The sequence below is a fragment of the Ruegeria sp. AB5 genome (assembly GCF_056542645.1).
In genome coordinates this window covers 387,484-410,588 of record NZ_JBQGAE010000002.1, presented here as the reverse complement: position 1 = coordinate 410,588, position 23,105 = coordinate 387,484, and the positions used below count along the sequence as shown (strand labels likewise).

The 23,105-nt window shown below is 57.9% G+C and carries 23 protein-coding genes; 13 read left to right on the top strand and 10 right to left on the bottom strand.

The window, feature by feature from the left end; all coding sequences use genetic code 11:
- The first annotated feature begins 2 nt into the window (after positions 1–2).
- The 10 genes from ACR0L4_RS07360 to ACR0L4_RS07315 all read left to right on the top strand — a co-directional run bounded on the left by ACR0L4_RS07360 (position 3) and on the right by ACR0L4_RS07315 (position 9,000).
- The gene (locus tag ACR0L4_RS07360) at positions 3–596 is read left to right on the top strand and encodes a DsbA family protein (protein ID WP_480511747.1); all 594 of its coding nucleotides are present in this window, start codon (positions 3–5) and stop codon (positions 594–596) included.
- A gap of 69 nt (positions 597–665) precedes the next feature.
- Complete coding sequence (locus ACR0L4_RS07355) at positions 666–1,229, top strand: NifU family protein (protein ID WP_480511745.1); 564 nt, start codon at positions 666–668, stop codon at positions 1,227–1,229.
- Positions 1,219–1,806, top strand: a complete 588-nt coding sequence (tsaB, locus tag ACR0L4_RS07350; RefSeq protein ID WP_480511743.1) for a tRNA (adenosine(37)-N6)-threonylcarbamoyltransferase complex dimerization subunit type 1 TsaB — start codon at positions 1,219–1,221, stop codon at positions 1,804–1,806. The genes ACR0L4_RS07355 and tsaB overlap by 11 nt, the downstream gene beginning before the upstream one ends.
- A gap of 11 nt (positions 1,807–1,817) precedes the next feature.
- Positions 1,818–2,216 carry a GNAT family N-acetyltransferase gene (locus tag ACR0L4_RS07345; RefSeq protein ID WP_480511741.1) on the top strand — a complete coding sequence of 133 codons (399 nt, stop codon included), beginning with the start codon at positions 1,818–1,820 and terminating at the stop codon, positions 2,214–2,216.
- Positions 2,217–2,373: 157 nt separating this feature from the next.
- Positions 2,374–3,372, top strand: a complete 999-nt coding sequence (locus tag ACR0L4_RS07340; protein WP_170749876.1) for a BMP family ABC transporter substrate-binding protein — start codon at positions 2,374–2,376, stop codon at positions 3,370–3,372.
- Positions 3,373–3,458: 86 nt separating this feature from the next.
- The gene (locus tag ACR0L4_RS07335) at positions 3,459–4,988 is read left to right on the top strand and encodes an ATP-binding cassette domain-containing protein (protein ID WP_170749877.1); all 1,530 of its coding nucleotides are present in this window, start codon (positions 3,459–3,461) and stop codon (positions 4,986–4,988) included.
- Position 4,989: 1 nt separating this feature from the next.
- Complete coding sequence (locus ACR0L4_RS07330; RefSeq protein ID WP_480511738.1) at positions 4,990–6,084, top strand: ABC transporter permease; 1,095 nt, start codon at positions 4,990–4,992, stop codon at positions 6,082–6,084.
- The gene (locus tag ACR0L4_RS07325; protein ID WP_170749879.1) at positions 6,084–7,052 is read left to right on the top strand and encodes an ABC transporter permease subunit; all 969 of its coding nucleotides are present in this window, start codon (positions 6,084–6,086) and stop codon (positions 7,050–7,052) included. The genes ACR0L4_RS07330 and ACR0L4_RS07325 overlap by 1 nt, the downstream gene beginning before the upstream one ends.
- A gap of 257 nt (positions 7,053–7,309) precedes the next feature.
- A complete protein-coding gene (locus ACR0L4_RS07320) occupies positions 7,310–8,230 on the top strand; it encodes a sulfite exporter TauE/SafE family protein (protein ID WP_480511736.1) in 921 nt (306 codons plus the stop codon).
- Between the two features lie 2 nt (positions 8,231–8,232).
- Positions 8,233–9,000 (top strand): TIGR02186 family protein, encoded by a 768-nt coding sequence (locus tag ACR0L4_RS07315; protein ID WP_480511734.1) that lies wholly within the window; start codon positions 8,233–8,235, stop codon positions 8,998–9,000.
- 3 nt (positions 9,001–9,003) lie between these two features.
- Here ACR0L4_RS07315 and ACR0L4_RS07310 read toward each other — a convergent pair whose 3' ends face one another.
- The 6 genes from ACR0L4_RS07310 to ACR0L4_RS07285 form a co-directional block, all read right to left on the bottom strand.
- On the bottom strand, positions 9,004–9,732 hold the full coding sequence (locus ACR0L4_RS07310; RefSeq protein WP_480511732.1) for an SDR family oxidoreductase: 729 nt from the start codon (positions 9,730–9,732) through the stop codon (positions 9,004–9,006).
- The gene (locus ACR0L4_RS07305) at positions 9,729–11,261 is read right to left on the bottom strand and encodes an ATP-dependent DNA helicase (RefSeq protein ID WP_480511729.1); all 1,533 of its coding nucleotides are present in this window, start codon (positions 11,259–11,261) and stop codon (positions 9,729–9,731) included. The genes ACR0L4_RS07310 and ACR0L4_RS07305 overlap by 4 nt, the downstream gene beginning before the upstream one ends.
- Before the next feature lie 60 nt (positions 11,262–11,321).
- Positions 11,322–11,960, bottom strand: coding sequence for an acyl-homoserine-lactone synthase (locus tag ACR0L4_RS07300; protein WP_480511727.1), 639 nt, complete (start codon positions 11,958–11,960; stop codon positions 11,322–11,324).
- Positions 11,961–12,044: 84 nt separating this feature from the next.
- On the bottom strand, positions 12,045–12,764 hold the full coding sequence (locus tag ACR0L4_RS07295) for an autoinducer binding domain-containing protein (RefSeq protein ID WP_170749885.1): 720 nt from the start codon (positions 12,762–12,764) through the stop codon (positions 12,045–12,047).
- 364 nt (positions 12,765–13,128) lie between these two features.
- Positions 13,129–14,415, bottom strand: a complete 1,287-nt coding sequence (gene ccrA, locus ACR0L4_RS07290) for a crotonyl-CoA carboxylase/reductase (protein ID WP_170749886.1) — start codon at positions 14,413–14,415, stop codon at positions 13,129–13,131.
- 112 nt (positions 14,416–14,527) lie between these two features.
- Positions 14,528–15,916: a 1-acyl-sn-glycerol-3-phosphate acyltransferase gene (locus tag ACR0L4_RS07285; RefSeq protein ID WP_480511724.1), complete on the bottom strand. Its 1,389-nt coding sequence runs from the start codon at positions 15,914–15,916 to the stop codon at positions 14,528–14,530.
- 144 nt (positions 15,917–16,060) lie between these two features.
- Between ACR0L4_RS07285 and ACR0L4_RS07280 the strand changes: the two genes are divergently transcribed.
- The 3 genes from ACR0L4_RS07280 to deoD all read left to right on the top strand — a co-directional run bounded on the left by ACR0L4_RS07280 (position 16,061) and on the right by deoD (position 19,203).
- Entirely contained in the window at positions 16,061–18,028 is a 1,968-nt protein-coding gene (locus ACR0L4_RS07280; RefSeq protein ID WP_480511722.1) for a protein meaA, read from the top strand.
- 125 nt (positions 18,029–18,153) lie between these two features.
- Positions 18,154–18,471, top strand: coding sequence for an H-NS family nucleoid-associated regulatory protein (locus ACR0L4_RS07275; RefSeq protein ID WP_170749889.1), 318 nt, complete (start codon positions 18,154–18,156; stop codon positions 18,469–18,471).
- Positions 18,472–18,489: 18 nt separating this feature from the next.
- Positions 18,490–19,203 (top strand): purine-nucleoside phosphorylase, encoded by a 714-nt coding sequence (gene deoD, locus ACR0L4_RS07270; RefSeq protein WP_480511720.1) that lies wholly within the window; start codon positions 18,490–18,492, stop codon positions 19,201–19,203.
- 281 nt (positions 19,204–19,484) lie between these two features.
- Here deoD and ACR0L4_RS07265 read toward each other — a convergent pair whose 3' ends face one another.
- From ACR0L4_RS07265 to sdhA, 4 genes are all read right to left on the bottom strand, one after another.
- Positions 19,485–19,631, bottom strand: coding sequence for a hypothetical protein (locus ACR0L4_RS07265; RefSeq protein WP_480511718.1), 147 nt, complete (start codon positions 19,629–19,631; stop codon positions 19,485–19,487).
- Positions 19,632–19,755: 124 nt separating this feature from the next.
- Positions 19,756–20,535 carry a succinate dehydrogenase iron-sulfur subunit gene (locus tag ACR0L4_RS07260; protein WP_170749892.1) on the bottom strand — a complete coding sequence of 260 codons (780 nt, stop codon included), beginning with the start codon at positions 20,533–20,535 and terminating at the stop codon, positions 19,756–19,758.
- Between the two features lie 13 nt (positions 20,536–20,548).
- On the bottom strand, positions 20,549–21,175 hold the full coding sequence (locus ACR0L4_RS07255) for a sulfotransferase (RefSeq protein WP_480511716.1): 627 nt from the start codon (positions 21,173–21,175) through the stop codon (positions 20,549–20,551).
- Between the two features lie 99 nt (positions 21,176–21,274).
- Complete coding sequence (sdhA, locus tag ACR0L4_RS07250) at positions 21,275–23,083, bottom strand: succinate dehydrogenase flavoprotein subunit (RefSeq protein ID WP_170749894.1); 1,809 nt, start codon at positions 23,081–23,083, stop codon at positions 21,275–21,277.
- Positions 23,084–23,105: the final 22 nt, after the last annotated feature.

Here is a 23,105-nt window from a genome sequence, read left to right as displayed (position 1 = left end):
TCATGGCTGCAACCATTCAATTCTGGTTCGAATTCGCCTCGACCTATTCCTATCTAAGCGCGATGCGGATCGAACAGGTCGCCGCTGAGAAGGATGTCGCCATTGATTGGCAACCGTTTCTTCTGGGCCCTATCTTTGCTGATCAGGGATGGACCACGTCCCCGTTCACCATCTACCCCGCCAAAGGGCGCTATATGTGGCGCGATATGGAGCGCTTGTGCGCTGCGCGCGCGTTGCCGTTCCAACGCCCTGATCCATTTCCGCAGAATTCACTGACAGCAGCGCGGTTGGCATTGGCCATTCCCGAGCAGGACCAACGGGCGACATTCACACGCGCAATCTATTCGGCTGAGTTCGGGGACGGGCGTGATATCTCATCCGCTTCGACACTGACGAATTGCCTTGAAGCGGCAGGTTTGCCCGCCAGTTTTCTAGACATGGCCCAGGACCCCGCCGTGAAGGCGGCGCTGTTTGATCAGACGGATCGCGCCAAGACACTGGGTCTGTTCGGGGCACCCAGTTTTCTGGCCGGGGACGAGGTGTTTTGGGGCGATGACCGCCTGAGGGATGCGATAAATCACGCTTCTTCGATTTAGAATCGTTCCAAATCTTGACTTCGACGATGGCTACCCGCATATCAAAAGCAACGACAACGGAGCTGCCTCATGTTCATTCAAACCGAATCCACCCCGAACCCGGCGACTTTGAAGTTCCTGCCCGGCCAAACGGTGCTTGAGGCAGGCACGGCTGATTTCCCAACAGCCGACGCCGGTCAAAAATCCCCGTTGGCCAAGCGCATCTTTACTGTAAGTGGCGTAACCGGCGTGTTCTTCGGCAACGATTTTGTCACCGTGACCAAATCGGATGACGTTCAGTGGGACCACATCAAACCAGCTATTTTGGGCGCCGTGATGGAACACTACCAGTCCGGCCAGCCCGTAATGGGCGATGAGGCCGCGCCTGCGTCGGGGCATGCCGAACATACCGGCGAGGATGCCGAGGTCGTTAACCAGATCAAAGACTTGCTGGACAGTCGCGTGCGTCCGGCGGTGGCTCAGGACGGTGGGGATATCACTTTCCACGGCTTTGATCGCGGTGTTGTCTATTTGCATATGCAGGGGGCTTGTGCCGGTTGCCCCTCTTCGACCCTGACTTTGAAAATGGGGATCGAGAACCTGCTGCGCCACTATATTCCCGAAGTGACCGAGGTTCGGCCCGTTGCCGTCTGACCCGATTATTCTGGCGTTTGACACATCGGCCGCGCATTGCGCGGCCGCTTTGCTGCGGGGTTCAGAAATTGTGGTTACACGGGCCGAGGCCATGTCGCGCGGACAGGCGGAAAGGCTCATGCCGTTGCTGGAAGAGGTCCTGGCCGAAGCTGGTCTGGGGTGGAAAACTCTCGATGCGATAGGAGTGGGGGTTGGCCCCGGCAATTTCACCGGCATTCGCATCTCGGTCTCGGCAGCCCGCGGGCTTGCTTTGGGTCTTGGCGTGCCAGCTGTCGGCGTTTCAGGGTTCGACGCTCTGGCCGAGAACGCCCCCGATGGACATCTGCCGGCCATCAAAGCGCCCAGAGATCAGGTCTACGTCCACACCTCTGGTACCGCGCGCCTGATGCCATTGGCCGAAGCCCGCGCACTTGGACCTCTATATCTGTCAGCAGACACAGGGACGCATGCACAGGCCATCGCTCAGGTGGCGGCACGACAGTGGAACACCGAAAAGAAACCACCTTCACCGCTTTATGTGCGCCCGGCAGACGCAGCCCCGTCCCGTGATTTGCCACCTGTACTGTTGGACGGATGACTCCTCAGGATATGGCCGAAACCCACGCCGCGGCCTTTACCCAAAGCCGTCCGTGGACCGCTGTCGAGTTTTCCGAGCTGCTGCGGAACCGTTTTGCTCATGTGGTCGGAACACCAGCTTGTTTTGCCCTGTTCCAGGTTGTCTCAGATGAGGCCGAGTTGCTGACGATTGCGACTCACCCGACCCATCAACGACAGGGACTGGCTGCAGCCTGCATGAAGAACTGGCATTCTGAGGCTGTACGCCAGGGGGCGACTCGGGCGGTGTTGGACGTTGCGGCGGATAACGCGCCTGCCCTCGCCCTTTACGAAGGGTTTGGATACCGAACCTGCGGGCGCCGCAAAGGTTATTATGCGCGCGAATCCGTCCCAAACTGTGATGCAATTGTAATGGAACGCGCCCTACCCTAGCGGCAGGCAACATTTTCTGTACCAAATGGTCAAGAATCTGTTGACCCTACCTGTTGCAAACAGCCTTAATTCCCGTCATCACAACGGTTATGCTCGCTCTGAGTGGGTAAACGGGGCTATTTTGGCCCCGAACCGACAAAACCAACGGGAGTAACAAATGACCCTGATGAAATCCTTTCTGGGCGCGGCGGCTGCGGTCGCTCTGACGGCAGGCGCAACACTGGCCGAGCCTGCGTTGATCTTTGACTTGGGCGGCAAGTTCGACAAGTCGTTCAACGAAGCGGCGCATAATGGCGCCACACGCTGGGCCGAGGAAACCGGCGGCACATATCGCGAGATTGAACTTCAATCCGAAGCTCAGCGCGAACAGGCCCTGCGCCGCTTTGCCGAAGCAGGTGCAAACCCGATCATCACCATGGGCTTCGCAATGGCCGATCCGCTTTCTGCTGTGGCTGGTGACTATCCGGACACCAAGTTCGTTGCGGTTGACGTTACATGGCTGGACGCGCCGAACATCCGCCAGATCGGCTTTGCCGAACATGAAGGGTCATACCTTGTCGGAATGATGGCCGCGATGGCGTCGGAATCCGGCACCGTTGGGTTTATCGGCGGCATGGACATCCCGCTGATCCGCCACTTTGGCTGCGGCTACGCACAGGGCGCGAAGGCCGTCAACCCGGATATCGAAGTTGTTGCAAACATGACCGGCACGACCCCAGCGGCCTGGAACGACCCGGTGAAAGGCTCGGAACTGACCAAGGCACAGATCAGCCAGGGCGCTGACGTGATCTATGCGGCCGCAGGCGGCACAGGCGTTGGTGTTCTGCAAACCGCGGCTGACGAAGGCATCCTGTCGATCGGCGTGGACAGCAACCAGAACCACCTGCACCCCGGCAAGGTTCTGACATCGATGCTCAAGCGTGTGGACGTGGCCGTCTATGACGCGATGAGCGCAGGTGAAAACCTTGAGACCGGCGTTTTTGCCATGGGTCTGGCTGAAGAAGGTGTTGGCGTCGCCATGGACGACAACAACGCAGCACTGGTGTCTGACGATATGAAAGCCGCGGTCGACAAGGCACGTGACGACATCATCGCGGGCAACGTGGCTGTTGTTAGCTACTACGAGAACGACAGCTGCCCGGCTCTGCAGTTCTAAGACCTTTTCGGGGCGGAGAAACCTCCGCCTCGCTTTCACTCTGCCGCGCCGTCCGCGTGGCGCTTTTCGGCAATTGAGGACAAGACATGACCGTCCCCGCCATTGAGCTCAAAGGGATTTCCAAAGCCTTTGGGCCGGTTCAGGCCAACAAAGACATTTCCATCAGCGTCGCCCCCGGAACGATCCACGGGATCATCGGTGAAAACGGTGCGGGCAAATCCACGCTGATGAGTATCCTTTACGGCTTTTACAAAGCCGACAAAGGCGAGATCTGGATCAACGGCACCAGGACCGAGATTCCGGACAGTCAGGCGGCGATCGCCTCGGGCATCGGGATGGTGTTCCAGCATTTCAAGCTGGTCGAAAACTTTACCGTTCTGGAAAACATCGTTCTGGGCGCCGAAGATGGCGGGTTGCTGGCCCCATCGCTGGCCAAGGCGCGCAAGGAATTGAAAGCGCTGGAAGAAGAATACGAGCTGTTCGTGGATCCCGACAAGCGCATCGATGAAATCGGTGTAGGCATGCAGCAGCGCGTTGAAATTCTGAAGGCTCTATACCGCAGGGCCGAGATCCTGATTCTGGACGAGCCGACCGGCGTTCTGACGCCATCCGAAGCAGATCAACTGTTCCGTATCCTCGACCGGCTGCGGGCAGAGGGGAAGACGATCATCGTGATCACGCATAAGCTGCGTGAGATCATGGAGAACACCGATACGGTCTCAGTGATGCGACGCGGCCAGATGACCGCCACGGTCAAAACCGCCGAGACCAGCCCGGAACAGTTGGCCGAACTGATGGTGGGCCGTAAGGTATTGTTGCAGGTCGACAAAGTGCCTGCCAATCCGGGCAAACCCATTCTCGAGATCGAAAACCTGCAAGTCTTTGACAGCGCCGGGGTCGAGCGGGTCAAAGGGATTGACCTGACTGTCCGCGCCGGAGAAATCGTCGGGATCGCGGGTGTTGCGGGAAATGGGCAATCCGAGCTTTTGGAAGTTCTGGGCGGGATGCGCCCGGGTCAGGGGTCTATCAAGCTGAGCGGAACCCCATTGGCGCTCAGTGGCGCGGGATCGGATGGTCAGGCGCGGCGCGCGCAGCACATTGCGCATGTGCCCGAAGATCGCCAGCGCGAAGGTCTGATCATGGATTTCCACGCGTGGGAGAATGTGGCCTTTGGCTATCACCGCGACCCGGCCTACAAGCGCGGTATTTTCATGGACAACACCGCCCTACGTGCCGATACCGACGCCAAGATGGAAAAGTTCGATGTCCGCCCGCCCAATGGCTGGCTGACAGCCAAAAGCTTTTCCGGTGGCAATCAGCAAAAGATCGTTGTCGCGCGCGAGATCGAGCGCAACCCCGACTTGTTGTTGGTCGGGCAACCAACCCGTGGCGTCGACATCGGCGCGATTGAATTCATTCACAAACAGATCGTCGCCCTGCGCGATCAGGGTAAGGCCATTCTGCTGGTCTCGGTCGAGCTGGAAGAGATCTTCTCGCTGTCCGATCGGATCGCGGTGATGTTCGACGGACATATCATGGGCGAGCGTCTGCCCGCCGAGACGGATGAAAGAGAACTGGGCCTGCTGATGGCCGGTGTTGCGGGAGAGGCAGCGTAACATGGATAAAATGCCCAAATGGGCCGATGTTGTGCTGATCCCGGTGATCAGCCTGCTCTTGGCCACAATTCTGTCGGCGCTGGTCATTCTGGCCATTGGCGAGAACCCGGTTGCGGCTGTGAACCTGATGGTCACCGGCGCACTTGGGTCGACCTATGGTTGGGGCTATACGTTATACTATGCCACCAACTTCATGTTCACCGGACTGGCGGTTGCTGTGGCCTTCCACGCCAGACTGTTCAACATCGGGGGCGAGGGGCAGGCGATGTTGGGCGGGCTTGGCGTTGCGATGGTCTGTCTCTACATTGATTGGCCACATTGGAGCATAGCCTTGGTGGCCGCAGGACTGGGTGCCGCATTGTTTGGCGCTGCCTGGGCTGCGATTCCGGCCTATCTGCAAGCCAAACGGGGCAGCCACATCGTGATCACCACGATCATGTTCAATTTCATTGCCGCCGCTTTGCTGAACTACATGCTGGTTAACGTGATGCGGCCACCCGGCTCGCAGGACCCGGCAACTGCGCGTTTCCCTGAGGCCGTGCATCTACCGACCTTCCAGTCGATGTTTTCGACCGCTGAGAACATCGTGTTTCGCGGCGCGCCTGCAAATATCTCGTTCTTTGTGGCGGTGCTGGCCTGTGTGGTTGTCTGGGCCCTGATCTGGCGCACCCGTCTGGGGTACGAAATCCGGGCCTATGGCCATTCGGAAACCGGTGCCGTTTACGCTGGTATCTCACCGGTGCGGATCACCATCATCGCCATGCTGATCTCTGGCGCGCTGGCCGGCATGATGGCGATCAACAACGTGATGGGCGAGGCGGAACGGCTGGTCCTCAACTCGACAGAGGGCGCTGGGTTCATAGGTATCGCAGTGGCCCTGATGGGTCGGTCACACCCGTTCGGGGTATTCCTTGCGGCACTGCTGTTCGGCTTCCTTTACCAGGGTGGTGCAGAGCTGGCACTTTGGACCTCTATCCCGCGTGAACTGATCGTTGTCATCCAGGCACTGGTCATCCTGTTCACAGGAGCGCTGGACAACATGGTCCGCATCCCGCTGGAAAAGCTGTTCCTGAGTTTGCGGAAGGGGACTGAGTGATGGAGTTCTTCGTTACCCTCATCCAGGTTCTCGATTCGACAATCCGACTGGCCACGCCATTGCTGCTGGCCTGTCTGGCCGGGCTCTATTCTGAACGCGCCGGGATTTTCGACATCGGGCTGGAAGGCAAGATGCTGATCTCGGCCTTCTTCTCGGCCGCCATTGCAGCTGTGACCGGTTCAGTCTGGCTGGGTCTGTTGGCTGGTATCGGCGCATCGCTGACCTTGTCCGCCTTGCACGGGGTTGCATCGATCACATTCCGGGGCAACCAGCTGATATCGGGCGTAGCCATCAACTTTCTGGCCTCGGGCCTGACCGTGCTGATCGCCCAAAGCTGGTTCCAGCAAGGGGGGCGCACCCCATCCCTGTTCGGCGGAGGCCGGTTTGAGCCAATCGAATTCCCGCTTGCAGAGACACTGAGCGGTGTTCCGTTCATCGGCCCGATTTATTCCGAACTTCTGTCGGGCCATTCCATACTGGTCTACATCGCCTTCCTGATGGTGCCCCTGACATGGTGGATTCTCTATCGCACCCGCTTTGGTCTGCGCCTGCGGGCAGTGGGCGAAAACCCTGCGGCGGTGGATACGGCTGGCGTATCGGTCGTCGGTCTGCGTTTCGCGGCAGTCGCCATATGCGGCGTGCTTTGCGGTATCGCCGGGGCTTATCTGGCCACCGCGTTGCAGGCCGGGTTTGTAAAGGAAATGACCGCTGGGCGTGGGTTCATCGCTTTGGCCGCTCTGATCTTTGCGAAATGGCGCCCCTGGCACGCCATGTGGGCCTGTTTGCTGTTCGGCCTGCTGCAAGCGATCGCCCTGCGGTTCCAGAACATCGATCTGGGCGGCGTGGTGATCCCGGTACAGGTCATGGACGCCCTGCCCTATATCCTGACAGTGGTGATTCTGGCCGGCTTTGTCGGCAAGGCGGTGCCGCCCCGAGCCGGCGGTGAACCCTATGTGAAAGAACGCTGATAGGTCCAGTTCAGGATCTATTTTGGGTCCTGTTCGCTGCAGAGCGGCATGCAGAGTTGATTTTGCATGCCGCAACCGCTCTAAGAGGGTATGTGCGTGTTACCTCTGATAGAAAAGAGCCCAGACCACCTTTCGTGGCTATTTACGAATAGTGGCAGATACTTGGCGGCAGCGCGCCACAGTCAGTTTTCAACCGTTTCCGATGACGGCGGTTTCGCCGCGTTGCACAGCCCACCTCCGCACGTCTAGAGCCCGCCATGCAAATTTACCTACCAATCGCCGAAGTCTCTGTTAATGCCTTCCTTCTCTTGGGGCTGGGGGGCATGGTCGGCATCCTGTCGGGCATGTTTGGAGTCGGCGGCGGGTTCCTGATGACGCCGCTGCTGTTTTTCATCGGCATCCCTCCGGCAGTGGCTGTCGCCACCGAGGCGAACCAGATCGTTGCTTCATCTTTTTCGGGCGTGCTTGCGCATTTCCGACGAAAAACGGTCGATTTCAAAATGGGTACGGTGCTTTTGGTCGGTGGTCTGATCGGGGCCGCCGTCGGGGTTGTGATCTTCAACTACCTCAAAAGCCTGGGCCAGGTCGATTTGCTGGTTACCCTATGCTACGTCGTCTTTCTGGGCGTGATCGGCAGTCTGATGTTCATCGAAAGCCTGCGCGCGCTGCGCAAGGCTAAAAAAGGTGGGGCAGCACCGGCCAAACGGCGGCAGCGCGGATGGGTCCATGCCATGCCGTTCAAGATGCGGTTTCGCACGTCGGGCCTGTATATTTCGGTTATCCCTCCGGTTCTGGTTGGTCTGTGCGTCGGTATCCTGTCCGCCATCATGGGTGTTGGCGGCGGGTTCATCATGGTGCCCGCGATGATCTATCTGCTGGGTATGCCCACCAAGGTTGTGGTCGGGACATCCCTGTTCCAGATCATCTTTGTAACCGCCTTCACCACCATGCTCCACGCCACCACAAACTATACCGTCGATGTGGTTCTAGCCGTTCTTTTGCTGGTCGGCGGCGTCATCGGCGCCCAGATCGGAACCGTGATCGGCGCGCGGATGCCAGCCGAACAGTTGCGGGTCCTGTTGGCCGCGCTCGTCCTTGTTGTGTGTGGCAAACTGGCGCTTGATCTGTTGCTGGAACCCGCCGAGCTATACTCACTCGGCAGCGCAGGAGGGCATTGATCATGCTTCGCTCTCTGATCGCTGTCTTGTGTCTGCTTTGCTTGCCCGCCGTTGCCGAAGAGGAACAGGTTGTCCTGGGTCTCAGCCAGGATCGCGTTGCCATTACGGCCAACTTTGATGGCTCGGAAATCCTGATCTTTGGCGCGATCAAGCGCGAGGCTCCGATCCCCGACGGCCCTCCGCTGGAAGTGATCGTCGCCCTGGCTGGACCATCCGAGCCGGTCACGGTCCGGCGCAAAGAGCGCAGACTGGGGATCTGGGTCAACACAGACAGTGTGCTTGTCGATCTGGCCCCAAGTTTTTATGCCGTCGCAACCAGCGGTCCCCTTGATGACATCCTTACAGATACCGAGGACCTGCGTTATCGGATTTCCATCGAGCGGGCCATTCGATCAGTCGGCGCCGCCATGCATATTCGCAGCGCACAGGATTTTGCCGACGCGGTTGTCCGAATTCGCGAAAGTGAGGATTTGTATTCAATCCGTGAAAACACGGTCGCGGTGGACGAACAAACCCTGTTCCGCACTTCTATCGCCATGCCCGCCGACCTGACCGAAGGCGACTATGCCGCGCGCATCTTCCTGACCCGTGGGGGCGAGGTTGTATCGCAATACGAAACCACTATCGACGTGCGTAAAGTGGGTCTGGAGCGGTTCCTCTACAACATGTCCCGCGAACAACCGGTCTGGTACGGGCTGATGTCATTGGTCATTGCCATCGCGGCGGGCTGGGGCGCGTCGACAGCGTTCCGACTGTTGCGCGAAAAGTGACGTTCAACCCCGTCCGATGTAAGGCATGGTTGTGGCCATCACGGTCATGAACTGTACATTTGCCTCGGGCGGCAGGTTGGCCATATGCAAAACTGACCGCGCCGCATCTTCGACAGCCATGGTCGGATCAGGCGTTGTGCCTTGGGCAACAGCGGCATCCACCAGCCCCTGCACCATCTGCGTGCGGGCATTGCCGATGTCGATCTGACCGCATGCTATGCCAAAGTCACGGCCGTCCAGCGACAAGCTGCGCGTCAGGCCTGTAATCGCATGTTTGGTCGCAGAATAGTGCACCGAATTTGGGCGGGGCACATACGCCGCGATCGATCCATTGTTTATGATCCGACCGCCTTGCGGTGTCTGATGCCGCATAATCCGGAATGCCTCGCGCGCGCTCAGGAACATACCGTTCAGATTGACGTTGACGCTCTGGTACCAGTCCTCCAACGCAATTTCGTCAATCGTACCGCCGGGCGCAAAAAGCCCTGCGTTGTTGAACAATACGTCTAGCTTATCAGCCCGGTTTGAAAAGGATCGAAACGCACGCGCAACGGCAACCGGATCGGTCACGTCTGCAACCAACGGGATCGCGTTCCGATGCGCCTCGGCCATAGCGGTCAGCTTGTCCTCGCTGCGTGCCAGAAGGCCAACGGTCCAGCCTTCGGACAAAAACAATTCAGCAGTGGCTTTACCTATGCCGGAACTTGCGCCGGTAATCAGGATGGATTTCATGTGTCCTCCGCCTCTAGTGTCAGCGATGCCGCCGGAACCGCGCGCAGGTCATCTACGCGCAGCGGGTGCGTCGGTTTCGACAGTCTGTTGCGCACCACCCAGATCAGCCGCTCTTGCGCGCGAGTGATGGCGACATAAGCCAGACGCTTCCACAAGGGCTGCCCGGCCTCGGTCCGGCCCATGCGGGCGGCGGCGTAGATGTCGGGCGCAAAGACCTGCACCGTGTCCCATTGTGACCCTTGCGCCTTGTGAATGGTCACCGCGGCCCCATGCAAAAAGGTTGCGCCCATGCGCGCGGCATAGGGGATAAAGGGCTCTTCCTCATCCGGTTTTTCGATCTGCACAATCGATGCCGCACTGACCTGAGGGTCCTCGGCCCCCATGACGTGCAAACGCGAAAACCCCGGTTTTCGCCCCGGTCCCAGATACACGACCTGCGCGCCTTTTATCAGGCCACGCGCTTCAAGATCCAGGCGCTTCTTACGGTGTTTCAGCGGCAGCTCGATCCCGTCACAAATCAGCGGCTCGCCCTCCAACAACTCGGTCTCAGGCGCGCCATGGACCTGACGGAAGGCCTGAATCAGACGAATGCGGGTTGCGTTGCGCCAGACCAAAACCGGGCTGCGTGCCATGAGGTCAACCTCGACCCGCTGACCCCAGACGACACGGTCATCCCGACGCGCGGTATCTTCGACAAGGTGCTCGAACTCCTCAAACCCCAAGGCCGGATCGGCAAGCGCGTGGGCCAAGTCAAGGATAGGATTATCCGCATCCTGGCGGTGTACGCGATGCAGTGTCAGTTTGCGCGGCTCGGGCAGCCCATCAAACACCATGCTGCCTGATTGATTCACCGGAGCCAGCTGGGCCGGATCGCCAAACATAAGCAAGGTAGGAAAGATTTCTTGCAGATCTTCGAACTGCCGGTCATCCAGCATCGAGGCTTCGTCCACAAACCCGATATCGAGCGGCTCATCCCGGCGTTTCCACCCTGTGATGAAGTCCGAGCCCCGCAAGCCTGCTGCGGCCAATGCTCCGGGGATCGACTTGTTGTTCTCGTAGAAGGCGGCCGCGCGATCCAGGGCCTCGTCGGTCAACCCTTCGATCTGGGGTCGTTCGTCATTGCCCGCCAGCCAGTCGGCGATGCGTTCGTATTCCGGGTCATAGACAGGTGTATAGAGGATACGGTGGATGGTGGTCGCGGGAACACCGCGCAGACGCAGGACGCTGGCCGCCTTGTTGGTTGGGGCCAGAATAGCAAGGCTGCGCTTGTCGCGGGATTTGCGGCTTTCATAGTCGCCTGAAACGATCTGTACACCCGTTTCAGCCAGTGCCTTATATAGCTCGGCCAGCAAAAGTGTCTTGCCCGAGCCGGCCTTACCAATCACTGCCATAACACCGGATTTTCCATTGCCAGGCAGCTTTAGCAGGGCATCATCTTCAAGGTCCACCCCGGCAGATCGCAGCATCTCGGCGATGCTGTCAAATGCTGCGGCCTGATCTTCTGAGAAGGTTACATTCGGCAATGACATGGCGCGACCCTACAGGGCCACGCCACCCTTCACCAGATGCCGATTTGTGTTTTCAGAGGACTACGCAGACAAGGCAAACCGGTGCTGTTTGGCCGGTCCAAACGCAGTTCTGAACCACAGTCGGGACAAGTCGCGCGGGATCCCTGCGCGTTCGGCCACGCGGTTGCAGTCGTCGGCCGAGTAAGGCCACAGCCCAACCGAAATCTTTTCTCGTCCCGTGCCTTGCGATCCCAGCACAATCGGAGATGATCCGATCAAGCGGTAGATGCGGATCATTCGCGCATCGAAAACCCCGGCGATATGAGTCAGACCAAACCCCTCCATCATCTCGCCACCACTCAGCATGATAGCCCCTGCCGTATGCGGGCTGGCTGTTCGGGACAGACAAAACCGCGTCACTTCCCATATCAGTGGGCTGCAGATCGGTCCGCTTTCATTCAGATGGCCGAACACCTCGTTCACCATCACCGGATCAGTTGTCGGTAGAACCCGCATCGAGCCGCCATGGCTGCCATCGGGTTCCTCCCAAATCACGTAGAGCGGGTTGAGATCATCATACTGATCCCGTTCTTCCCCTTTTTCATTGACATAAACATCCCAGCCCAATCGGGTTTTGAACTGATCCGCGCGATCCCGAAACATTCCCGCGGCCAGAGTTGGGAACTTATGCAACTCATCGGCATACAGATAACGCAACATGACTTTCTACCCCTCGTCGTCCTGTGCAAGAACGAAAGGGGTACAGAGTCGTGGTTAATTATCTGTTCGAGGACCGCACGTTGCTTAAACCACTATTAACCCTCGGCTGAGTGCCGTTGCGATGGCGTGAGTGGTGTTCTGCGCGCCCAGTTTCGAGCGCGCGCTTTCAATGTAAACCCGCAATGTATGTTCTGAAATCGACAGGGAATGGGCCACCTGTGCGCGACTATAGCCCAGCGCCAACAGCGTAATCGCGTCGATTTCGCGTGGGGACAGGCCGCGTGTCGACTCGGGTTGTCTGTCTTTCTCGAATTCCAGCGCTTTGCGATTGATGTAGTGCGCCACCAGGATCAGTTCACGCCCGTAGGTCGAGATGAAGTCCTGCCAGGTTTGATCGTTACAGCTGTGGTTGACGGTAAACAGGGCAAACTGGCCGTTGGGTCCCCGGATCGGGATTGAATAGCCCTGATTTCCCACGCCGTGATCCAGAGCATCCTGCAAAAACGCCTTGGACACCTTACCGGACCAATCCAGCGTTTTCCAATCGACCGGATGAAAGCGTTGAAAACAGCCCAGAATGACTGGGTCTATGCGGTGGTAGTTTCTTTCCCGATACCTCTCGTCCCAGGCATCAGAGTACGTGGTGCAGCCGTATTGATCTCCAGCACCATCCACCCAGTGGTACGTCAAATGCTCGACTTTCAGACGATCGCGTAGTCGAAAGGCAACAGCGCTGAGTTCATCAAGCGTGTTGGTGTTTTCCAAATCCTTCAGGATCTGACTCAAATCGAGTTCTGTTCCCATCCGCGGGCGCCCGTGCCTCATCGTTCATGGACGCGATCTCGGCCGCCGCAATCAGCCTTGTGTCATCAAGCTGTTCGGCCAAGGCCGTCAACCCATTCGCAACAGCGAACGCGTTGAGGTCCGACAATACGTCCAGTATCCACTCATTTTGCGCCATCAGGGTCTCTCGGAAACAGTTAACGAAGTGTTAATACAACCATAGCATGCATGGTCTTTTTCGGCCTATTCACCGGTTTCTACTCCCCAAAAACAGCGAGGGCTGAATTTTCAACCTATTGAAAGCACGTTTGGGCCGCCAAGAACGAAAAACACCCGCGAACCGAAAGACCGATTCGCGGGTGTTTTGTGTCTGCTTTTTGTTTGATTATGAACGTGCGTCCAAAACCTCTTCGAGTGTGCGCATGCCCGTGCGGGGGGCCTGAACCAGAACCGACATGTTGCCGGGCTTGTGTTCATTGCGCAGCATTTTCATATGCGCTTCAGGCAGGTCGTTCCAGGCAAAGACCTCTGACATGCAGGGGTCAAGCCGCCGTTCGACCATCAGTTTGTTCGCAGCCGCAGCCTGCTTGAGATGCGCAAAGTGCGAGCCCTGCAGGCGTTTCTGGTGCATCCACATGTAGCGGACGTCGAACGTGCAGTTGAACCCAGTGGTGCCCGCACAGATCACGACCATTCCACCTTTTTTCACCACGAAGGTCGAAACCGGGAAGGTGCTTTCACCGGGGTGTTCAAACACCATATCAACATTGTTGCCTTTGCCCGTGATTTCCCAGATCGCTTTGCCGAACTTGCGGGCCTCTTTGAACCACTCGGCATATTCCGGTGTATTGACCGTGGGCAGCTGACCCCAGCAGTTGAAGTCCTTGCGGTTCAGCACGCCCTTGGCGCCCAGACCCATCACAAAGTCACGTTTGCTTTCGTCTGAGATGACGCCGATTGCATTCGCACCTGCCGTGTTGATCAGCTGGATCGCGTAGGAGCCCAGACCACCAGACGCCCCCCAAACCAGAACGTTCTGGCCGGGCTTGAGGTCATGCGGCTCATGGCCGAACAGCATCCGGTATGCAGTGGCGAGTGTCAGAGTGTAGCACGCCGCCTCTTCCCACGTCAGGTGCTTGGGGCGTGGCATCAGCTGTTGCGCCTGCACGCGGGTGAACTGGCTGAAAGAGCCATCCGGCGTCTCATAGCCCCAAATGCGCTGGCTCGGTGAATACATCGGGTCGCCGCCGTTGCATTCCTCGTCATCGCCGTCGTCCTGGTTGCAGTGGATGACGACTTCGTCGCCCACTTTCCAGCGCTTTACCTTGTCACCGACGGCCCAGACGATGCCCGAGGCATCCGAGCCCGCAATATGATACGGTGCCTTGTGGCCATCAAACGGGCTGATCGGTTGGCCCAGCGCAGCCCAGACACCGTTGTAGTTTACGCCCGCCGCCATCACCAATACCAGCACCTCGTTGCTGTCCAGTTCCGGGACATCAACCACTTCCTGCTGCATTGCCGTATCGGGCTCGCCGTGGCGCTCTCGACGAATGGCCCAGGCATACATCTGCTTGGGCACATACCCCATCGGAGGGATTTCCCCCATTTCATAGAGGTCCTTCTCGGGTGCCTCGTACGACGCGATACCGCTTTCGGTGTCCAAAGCCATGCTGGCCTCCTTTTTTCAATATCTTTGCCGCGACGCAGAATCGCGCGCTTCACAGACTGAAATATTGACGAGATAGTAATATTGCAACCTTTTTCGGATCAATTTTGTAATTTTATGACCCAGCAGGTGCAGAAATCTCTTTTGCAGGTGCAGTATCTTCGGGTTCAGCCCGGTTCGGCACCGAGTCAGCGTAGTAGTCGAGCAAATCGACACGTTGACCTGACAGGCTCAACACCCCTGCCTTTCGGCTCAGTATACGCCGTTCGACAAGCTGATCCAACGCTTCACGCACGGCATCAGCGTTCCCGGACGACCCGCTGTTATTGCGCTCCATTATTGAGACAATGCGGGATTGTACTTCCTGTTCTGGCAAGGATCCGAATTCGCGCAGCAACCGACAGGCGGCCGGTCCAGGAACGAGCGGAATCGCTTTGCTGATCCGGCGCATCAATTCGCGCGCCAAGTCGGTCATCATATCTTCGCCCGTTGCGTCCCCGAACTCTCTTAGAGATATGGGCTCACCGTATCGCACCGAAGCTACACCAAACCGCTTGTAGCGACCGAAAACACGACGCCAGATCTGTTTCAAAATCCAGGTGGTGATCACGCCGATCCGCGCGCGAAAGCGCCGTTCGCTCCCCAAGGCCGCGCGTGTCAGAATGGTGTCTTCAAGCACACGGTCGTAGTTCAACGCCACGGGTACAAAGACCACATCGCGACCCTCGGGCGCGGCCCCATCGATGATGTATTTCAGCAGACCCAGTTTTGGCCGCCCCAATGCGCCAGTCAGACTTAACCCGCCCTCTGGGAACATCGCCTGCGTTACCCCAGCCTCGGTCGCATGACGGACATAGCACGACAGCACCTGTCGATACAGTTCGCTGCCCGACCTGCGCCGAATGAAATACGCGCCCATCGCCCGGATCAATCGGCTGAGCGGCCAGACCCGCGCCCATTCTCCCACCGCATATGACAGGGCCGACTGCTGCGCAGCCAGATAGGTGACCAATACATAGTCCATATTGCTGCGGTGATTCATGACAAAGACAACAGTCGCCTCGGTATCAATGTCCTTGATGGCCCGTTCATCCTGATAGCTGAGACGCACATTGTAAAAGGTGTTGCTCAGCAATCGGGCCAGCCGAATGGCAAAGCTGAAATAGGCAAAGGCCGAAAACGATGGCACGATCTCACGCGCATATCGGCGGGCTTTTTCGAACGCCACGGCCTCGGGTATCCCCTCCTCGCGGGCATGTTGCTGAACGGCCTGCCCAACCTGCGGGTCGTAGATCAATCGTTGGATCATGTCGTGACGCCGCGCCAGCTTGAACGGTTGGATGGGGCGTTGCAGGCGTGTGTTCAATTGCGACACGGCCCGTTCCAGCCTGCGTCGAAAGAACCAACGCACTGAGGGGAACAGAAAATGCGAAGCAAACGTGACCATGGCAAAGACCACAATCAGCAGGAAAAGCCACAGCGGAAGTTCCACGGTTTGCATCATGGCGGCACAGTGCCACTAATCGAAACCGCTCACAATCTACACAATTCAGGAATGCCGCAACGCAGCGAATTGACAAGGCCTGAAAATTGCGCTTTAGAAGCCCAAGACGAAATTTTGTTACCCAACGACATGCGAGGCCCATCCATGACGCAGACGCAGAAAGACCGCCCCTGGCTGATCCGAACCTATGCCGGTCATTCCACCGCCAAGGCCTCGAATGCGCTGTATCGTGGAAACCTTGCCAAAGGCCAGACCGGCCTGTCAGTGGCGTTCGATCTGCCCACACAGACCGGATATGACAGTGACCATACGCTGGCACGGGGCGAGGTCGGGAAAGTCGGTGTGCCGATCTGTCATCTGGGTGACATGCGCGTGCTGTTCGACCAGATTCCGCTTGAGCAGATGAACACGTCGATGACCATCAACGCCACGGCGCCCTGGCTGCTGGCTTTGTATATTGCGGTGGCCGAGGAACAAGGCGCGGATGTTTCGAAACTGCAGGGCACGGTGCAAAACGACCTGATCAAGGAATACCTGAGCCGCGGTACCTATGTCTGCCCACCAAAACCGTCACTGAAGATGATCGCGGATGTGGCCGAATACTGCTACACGCACGTCCCGAAATGGAACCCGATGAATGTGTGTTCCTATCACCTGCAAGAAGCCGGAGCGACGCCGGAACAGGAACTTGCCTATGCGTTGGCAACGGCGATTGCCGTTCTGGACGAACTGCGCCCCCGTGTTCCCGCCGAAGACTTCCCGGCACTGTGTGGCAGGATTTCGTTCTTCGTGAATGCGGGCATCCGCTTTGTCACCGAAATGTGCAAAATGCGCGCTTTCGTCGATCTTTGGGATGAGATTCTGCAACAACGCTATGGAGTCGAGAACCCGAAGTTCCGCCGATTCCGGTATGGTGTTCAGGTCAACTCGCTGGGTTTGACCGAACAACAGCCGGAAAACAACGTCTACCGCATTCTGATCGAAATGCTGGCCGTGACTCTGTCGAAGAAAGCACGTGCCCGTGCGGTACAACTGCCTGCCTGGAATGAAGCTCTGGGCCTGCCCCGCCCGTGGGATCAGCAATGGTCGATGCGGATGCAGCAGATTCTGGCATACGAAACCGACCTGCTGGAATATGGAGATCTGTTTGATGGCAACCCGGCAGTGGATGCCAAAGTCGAAGAGTTGAAAGAGGGCGCACGCGCGGAATTGGCGAATCTCGATTCGATGGGCGGAGCGGTTGCCTCGATCGAATACATGAAATCCCGGCTGGTGGATTCCAATGCCGAGCGTTTGAACCGGATCGAGCGCAACGAAACTATTGTGGTTGGCGTGAACAAATGGATCGAAGGCGAACCTTCGCCCCTGCAAACCGAAGATGGCGGGATCATGGTTGTGGATCCGGCCGTCGAGCAGGAACAGATCAACCGCCTGAACACATGGCGCACCGACAGGGACGATGCTGCGGTGACAGCAGCTTTGACAGCTCTGCGTGACGCGGCAAAGGCCGGCACCAACGTCATGGAACCTTCTATCGCTGCCGCCAAAGCCGGTGTAACAACGGGTGAATGGGCCGAGGAAATGCGCAAGGTCTACGGCACCTATCGCGGCCCGACCGGCGTGTCCGGCTCGGTTTCGAACAAGACAGAAGGATTGGACGACCTGCGGGCCGCTGTGGATGCGGTGAGTGACCGGCTGGGCCGTCGCCTGAAATTTCTGGTTGGGAAACCGGGACTGGACGGTCATTCGAACGGAGCCGAACAAATCGCTTTCCGTGCCCGCGATTGCGGCATGGACATCAGCTATGAGGGGATTCGGCTGACCCCGGAAGAAATCGTCGCGGCCGCGTTGCAGGACGATGCCCATGTGATTGGTTTGTCGATTCTTTCGGGCAGCCATCTTCCACTTGTTGAGGATGTGATTGCTCGCCTGCGAGAGGCAGGGCTGTCCCACATCCCCGTGATCGTGGGGGGCATTATTCCAGACGATGATGCGGAAGTTTTGAGAAAAATGGGTGTTTCCAAAATCTATACGCCCAAGAATTTCGAATTGAACGCAATCATGGGTGATATCGTCACATTGGTAGACCCGCAAGAAATCGCCGCCGAATAGCAGCAGATTTACCCAAAAGACCTTTAATGCTATTTTCGGGACGCCGGAAATAGATTACTGCGGCATGCAAAACGCGTTGGGGCGTTTCCAACCCAATGCGTCAATCGCAGAAAAAAGGAATTGGAATGGGACTGAATCTCGAAAAAATGTCGCGCAATGAGCTTTTGGAATTGCGCGGTGACATCGACGTTGCGCTTGCAAACGCAGAAAAGCGGGAACGCAAAGCTGCCTTGGAAGCCGCTGAAAAGGCCGCTGCCGAGTTCGGGTTTTCATTGTCAGACCTCGCTGATGGTACGTCAAAAAGTTCCAAGGCACCAAAATCAAAGGCAAAATACCGCAACCCAAACGCCCCGGAACAGACGTGGACCGGTCGTGGACGCAAGCCGCAATGGGTGCATGATGCGTTGAATTCCGGTGCCGATATCTCTGACCTGGAAATTTGATTTAGGGTTGTTTTCGATATGACCATCCATATTGGCGCAGAAAAAGGCGAAATAGCAGAAACCGTTCTTTTACCCGGCGACCCGTATCGGGCGAAATGGGCGGCGGAAACGTTTTTGGATGACGTTAAGTTAATCAACAACGTTCGCGGCATGCTTGGCTTTACAGGAACCTGGAAAGGAAATCCCGTTACCATTCAGGGTAGCGGAATGGGAATGCCGTCCCTGTCGATTTACGTCAATGAACTGATCCGTGATTTCGGTGCGAGAACGCTGATCCGCATTGGCTCGTGCGGAGCGATGCAGGAAAGTGTCAATCTGCGCGACGTTATTCTGGCAATGACCTCGACGACGCTAAGCACACCGTCCCGGGGCATTATGAAAGAACTGAATTTTGCGCCCTGCGCGGATTGGGGGTTGTTGCAGGCGGCGGCGAATGCAGCGGCTGACAAGGGCACGCCGACCCATGTCGGCGGAATCTACTCCTCGGACGTTTTTTACGATGAACGCCCTGACCTGAACGAACAAATGGTACGGCACGGTATTCTGGGCGTCGAGATGGAAGCAGCCGAGCTTTACATACTGGCCGCACGTCACAGGTGTCGGGCCTTGGCAGTTCTGACTGTTTCGGATCATCTGCTGACGGGCGCAGCGCTACCGTCTTCTGATCGTGAGCAGAGCTTTGGCGATATGGTCGAGATCGCCTTGACCGCCGCATTCCCGAACGCAAGTTGACCCTGTACGGGCAGAGCACGTCTCTGCCCGATATTCATTTTCCTGCGGATTGCCGCAAACACTTCGTGGGACTTGCCTGACCTTCCGATTCTGCGCCGCAGTAGGCGCATACCCATTGCCCTTCACTTCGGTGCAGTCGCCATCGACAATCCCTCGTCAGAGATGACGTACGAGACCGCCAGTAGAAATAGGCGAACACTCCGGCAGCCAAGAGAAGCAAAAGAACAGGCATGTTTTCATTTCACCTGTTCGCGACCTGTCTGGCAAGCCCGCCAGCAAGGTCACGCCGCGTTTGCGTATTCGAACAAATCCGGTTCGTGCTGCGTGTCAACAGGTGCCGGTTCGGGTGTGTAGTACGCCCAAGCCTGTTCAAGCAGCGCCAATGCGTCTTTGGCCGAGAGTTTTGAGTTCTGAGATTCTGTCTGCATCGGAGTGATCCTGTTTCCGTCACTCCTCCCTTCTGCAAAGATACTGCGTTTTCTAGCTGACAACACCGTCCGAATTTGCAAAAGGGGCATGCACTTGCCGCAATACGGCAAGTGCTGGCGTCAATCACACTGAGCGTTCGACCATCATCTTCTTGATATGGGCAATCGCCGCCGCCGGGTTCAGGCCCTTGGGGCAGGTCTTGGCGCAGTTCATGATGGTGTGGCAACGATAGAGCTTGAACGGGTCTTCCAACTCGTCCAGACGTTCGCCCGTGGCCTCGTCACGGCTGTCGATAATCCAGCGATAGGCATGCAACAGTGCTGCGGGGCCGAGATAGCGGTCGCCGTTCCACCAGTAGCTGGGGCATGAGGTCGAGCAACTGGCGCACATCACGCATTCATACAGACCATCCAGTTTCTTACGGTCCTCGATGGACTGCTTCCACTCTTTTGCCGGGCGGTTGGTCTTGGTCTCAAGCCACGGCATGATGCTGGCATGCTGGGCATAGAAATGGGTCAGGTCCGGGATCAGGTCCTTGACCACCGGCATATGCGGCAGCGGATAAATTTTCACGTCGCCCTTGATCTCATCCATGCCATAGATACAGGCCAGCGTGTTGATCCCGTCGATATTCATTGCGCAGGAGCCACAGATCCCCTCCCGGCAGGACCGGCGGAAGGTCAGGGTCGGGTCAATCTCGTTCTTGATCTTGATCAGCGCGTCCAGGATCATCGGGCCGCAGGTGTCCATATCGACGAAATAGGTGTCGACACGCGGGTTCTGGCCATCATCCGGGTTCCAGCGATAGATCTGGAACTTGCGCACATTACTAGCGCCGTCCGGTTTGGGCCAGGTCTTGCCGGTTGTGATCCGGGAATTCTTGGGCAGGGTCAGTTGAACCATGTCAATTCTCCATTCAGCCTGTCCGGGCGCGCTCGGACGCGCCTCGATTGTAGTGCCCCCAATGGGCAACGTTCACGTCAAAATCCGGCGAGACCCAATTGGCGATAGCCTCTGGGTCGTCCCGGTCGATATCAAAGCGCAGAAATTTCGAATTGCCCCGGAAATAGGCCTGCACTTCGGCGTGGTGCACATCATACATTTGGCGCCAGCCCTGTTTTACGTCGTCTGCGCACATCCCATTTGCCTTGCAGCAGCGTTCCAGATACCCGCCTTTGCTGTGACGCGCGCGCGAGGCGATCCAATCGTCCGCATCGCGCGTGTTCAGCAGGAAATAGGCGTCCGGGTAGGCGGCGTGCAGCTCGCGGAAAAACCGTGTGCCATCCAGCATGAATCGCGCATTTACAAAGGCAATGTCGGTAAAGGCCCTGACCGCCCCAAACCCGTCCAGGGGTTTCCGGCCCATCGCCATGTTGGTCACCATGCGATGCGCGAGGTTGTCGCCTTGGTCGTCCACCCAATGCACTGACGAAATGCCACTGTCCTGAAACAGCCTATGGAACGAAGTCGTCGCACAGCGGTTCAAACCAATCAGAATGATTTTCGGATCGGTTTGGGTAGAGCGGAGCACTTCGACCGTCATACCCGCCTCCGGACACCATTTGGTGCCGAACGGTTGGACGTCGTTGCGTCGTCCTTGGGTATGAGGTGCATGCACCGCATTGCCTGACGTCCGCCTCCCCTAGAAGGTCCGCGCCTTGGGCGCGATCTTTTTCAGACTGATCCCGCCCTGATCTTCGTTCGTCAGCGGATCAACGATCACCGGGCGATAGCTGAGATCGACCGTGTTGCCCTCAACCCGACTGACAGTATGCACACGCCAGGTCTTGTCATCACGGTCGCTGAAGTCCTCATGAGCGTGAGCGCCTCGGGACTCTTTACGCGCCTCGGCCCCAACGATGGTGGCCAGTGCATTGGGCATCAAGTTGGTCAGCTCCAGCGTCTCCATCAGGTCGCTGTTCCAGACCAGTGAGCGGTCGGTGACCTTAACGTCGTCCATCTTGGCAGCGATGGCGGTCATCTTCTCGACGCCTTCCGCCATGGTCTTGGCGGTTCGGAAAACAGCCGCATCCGCCTGCATGGTTTTCTGCATCTCAAGACGAAGGTCGGCGGTGGCGATTCCACCATCGGCGTTGCGGATGGTATCGAAACGGTCAAAGGCTTTGTCGACCGATGCCTGATTCAAAACCGGGTTCGGGGCCTCGGCATCTACAACCTTGCCCGCACGGATCGCCGCTGCGCGGCCAAACACCACAAGGTCGATCAGAGAATTCGAACCCAAACGGTTCGCACCGTGAACCGAAGCACACCCTGCCTCGCCCACAGCCATCAGACCCGGGACCACAGCGGTCGGGTCTTCGGCGGTCGGGTTAAGAACTTCACCCCAGTAGTTCGTCGGGATACCGCCCATGTTGTAGTGAACAGTCGGCAGAACCGGGATTGGTTCCTTAGTCACATCAACACCTGCGAAAATCTTGGCGCTTTCCGAAATGCCCGGCAGACGCTCGGCCAGGGCTTCCGCAGGCAAGTGCGACAGGTTCAGGTGAATGTGGTCGCCTTCCGCACCCACACCGCGCCCTTCGCGGATTTCCATGGTCATCGAACGCGAGACGTAGTCGCGCGGCGCAAGGTCTTTGTATTGGGGCGCATAACGCTCCATGAACCGTTCGCCTTCCGAGTTGGTCAGATATCCGCCTTCACCGCGCGCGCCCTCGGTGATCAGGCAGCCCGAGCCGTAAATGCCGGTCGGGTGGAACTGAACAAACTCCATATCCTGCAGCGCCAGACCCGCGCGGGCCACCATGCCGCCGCCGTCACCGGTGCAGGTATGGGCCGAAGTGGCGCTGAAATACGCGCGGCCATAACCACCGGTCGCCAGCACAACCATCTTGGCGTTGAACACATGCATGGTGCCATCGTCCAGCTTCCAACAGACGACGCCCTGACATTGCCCGTCTTCGGACATGATCAGGTCGATGGCGAAGTATTCGATGTAGAACTCGGCATTGTTCTTCAGCGATTGACCATACAGGGTATGCAGGATCGCGTGGCCGGTCCGGTCAGCAGCGGCGCAGGTGCGCTGCACCGCGGGGCCTTCGCCGAACTCGGTGGTGTGGCCACCAAAGGGACGCTGGTATATCTTGCCCTCTTCTGTCCGGCTGAAAGGCACACCGTAGTGTTCCAGCTCGTACACCGCCTTTGGCGCTTCTCGCGCCAGGTACTCCATCGCGTCGGTATCGCCCAGCCAGTCCGAGCCCTTGACGGTGTCATACATGTGCCATTGCCAATGGTCCGGTCCCATGTTCGACAAGGACGCTGCGATCCCGCCCTGCGCGGCAACGGTGTGCGAGCGTGTCGGGAAAACCTTGCTGACACAAGCCGTCCGCAGGCCCTGCTCGGCCATACCCAGCGTAGCGCGCAGACCTGCACCACCAGCGCCTACGACAACGACGTCGTACTCGTGGGTTTCATATTCATATGCTGCTGTCATAATTCTTGTTCCTTACCGCGCG

Bases quoted from the DNA above. Each gene is read 5' to 3' on its own strand.
- ACR0L4_RS07360 (WP_480511747.1), top strand. From the start codon at position 3: ATGGCTGCAACCATTCAATTCTGGTTCGAATTCGCCTCGACCTATTCC.
- ACR0L4_RS07355 (WP_480511745.1), top strand. From the start codon at position 666: ATGTTCATTCAAACCGAATCCACCCCGAACCCGGCGACTTTGAAGTTC.
- ACR0L4_RS07345 (WP_480511741.1), top strand. From the start codon at position 1,818: ATGGCCGAAACCCACGCCGCGGCCTTTACCCAAAGCCGTCCGTGGACC.
- ACR0L4_RS07340 (WP_170749876.1), top strand. From the start codon at position 2,374: ATGACCCTGATGAAATCCTTTCTGGGCGCGGCGGCTGCGGTCGCTCTG.
- ACR0L4_RS07335 (WP_170749877.1), top strand. From the start codon at position 3,459: ATGACCGTCCCCGCCATTGAGCTCAAAGGGATTTCCAAAGCCTTTGGG.
- ACR0L4_RS07330 (WP_480511738.1), top strand. From the start codon at position 4,990: ATGGATAAAATGCCCAAATGGGCCGATGTTGTGCTGATCCCGGTGATC.
- ACR0L4_RS07325 (WP_170749879.1), top strand. From the start codon at position 6,084: ATGGAGTTCTTCGTTACCCTCATCCAGGTTCTCGATTCGACAATCCGA.
- ACR0L4_RS07320 (WP_480511736.1), top strand. From the start codon at position 7,310: ATGCAAATTTACCTACCAATCGCCGAAGTCTCTGTTAATGCCTTCCTT.
- ACR0L4_RS07315 (WP_480511734.1), top strand. From the start codon at position 8,233: ATGCTTCGCTCTCTGATCGCTGTCTTGTGTCTGCTTTGCTTGCCCGCC.
- ACR0L4_RS07310 (WP_480511732.1), bottom strand. From the start codon at position 9,732: ATGAAATCCATCCTGATTACCGGCGCAAGTTCCGGCATAGGTAAAGCC.
- ACR0L4_RS07305 (WP_480511729.1), bottom strand. From the start codon at position 11,261: ATGTCATTGCCGAATGTAACCTTCTCAGAAGATCAGGCCGCAGCATTT.
- ACR0L4_RS07300 (WP_480511727.1), bottom strand. From the start codon at position 11,960: ATGTTGCGTTATCTGTATGCCGATGAGTTGCATAAGTTCCCAACTCTG.
- ACR0L4_RS07295 (WP_170749885.1), bottom strand. From the start codon at position 12,764: ATGGGAACAGAACTCGATTTGAGTCAGATCCTGAAGGATTTGGAAAAC.
- ccrA (WP_170749886.1), bottom strand. From the start codon at position 14,415: ATGGCTTTGGACACCGAAAGCGGTATCGCGTCGTACGAGGCACCCGAG.
- ACR0L4_RS07285 (WP_480511724.1), bottom strand. From the start codon at position 15,916: ATGATGCAAACCGTGGAACTTCCGCTGTGGCTTTTCCTGCTGATTGTG.
- ACR0L4_RS07280 (WP_480511722.1), top strand. From the start codon at position 16,061: ATGACGCAGACGCAGAAAGACCGCCCCTGGCTGATCCGAACCTATGCC.
- ACR0L4_RS07275 (WP_170749889.1), top strand. From the start codon at position 18,154: ATGGGACTGAATCTCGAAAAAATGTCGCGCAATGAGCTTTTGGAATTG.
- deoD (WP_480511720.1), top strand. From the start codon at position 18,490: ATGACCATCCATATTGGCGCAGAAAAAGGCGAAATAGCAGAAACCGTT.
- ACR0L4_RS07265 (WP_480511718.1), bottom strand. From the start codon at position 19,631: ATGCAGACAGAATCTCAGAACTCAAAACTCTCGGCCAAAGACGCATTG.
- ACR0L4_RS07260 (WP_170749892.1), bottom strand. From the start codon at position 20,535: ATGGTTCAACTGACCCTGCCCAAGAATTCCCGGATCACAACCGGCAAG.
- ACR0L4_RS07255 (WP_480511716.1), bottom strand. From the start codon at position 21,175: ATGACGGTCGAAGTGCTCCGCTCTACCCAAACCGATCCGAAAATCATT.
- sdhA (WP_170749894.1), bottom strand. From the start codon at position 23,083: ATGACAGCAGCATATGAATATGAAACCCACGAGTACGACGTCGTTGTC.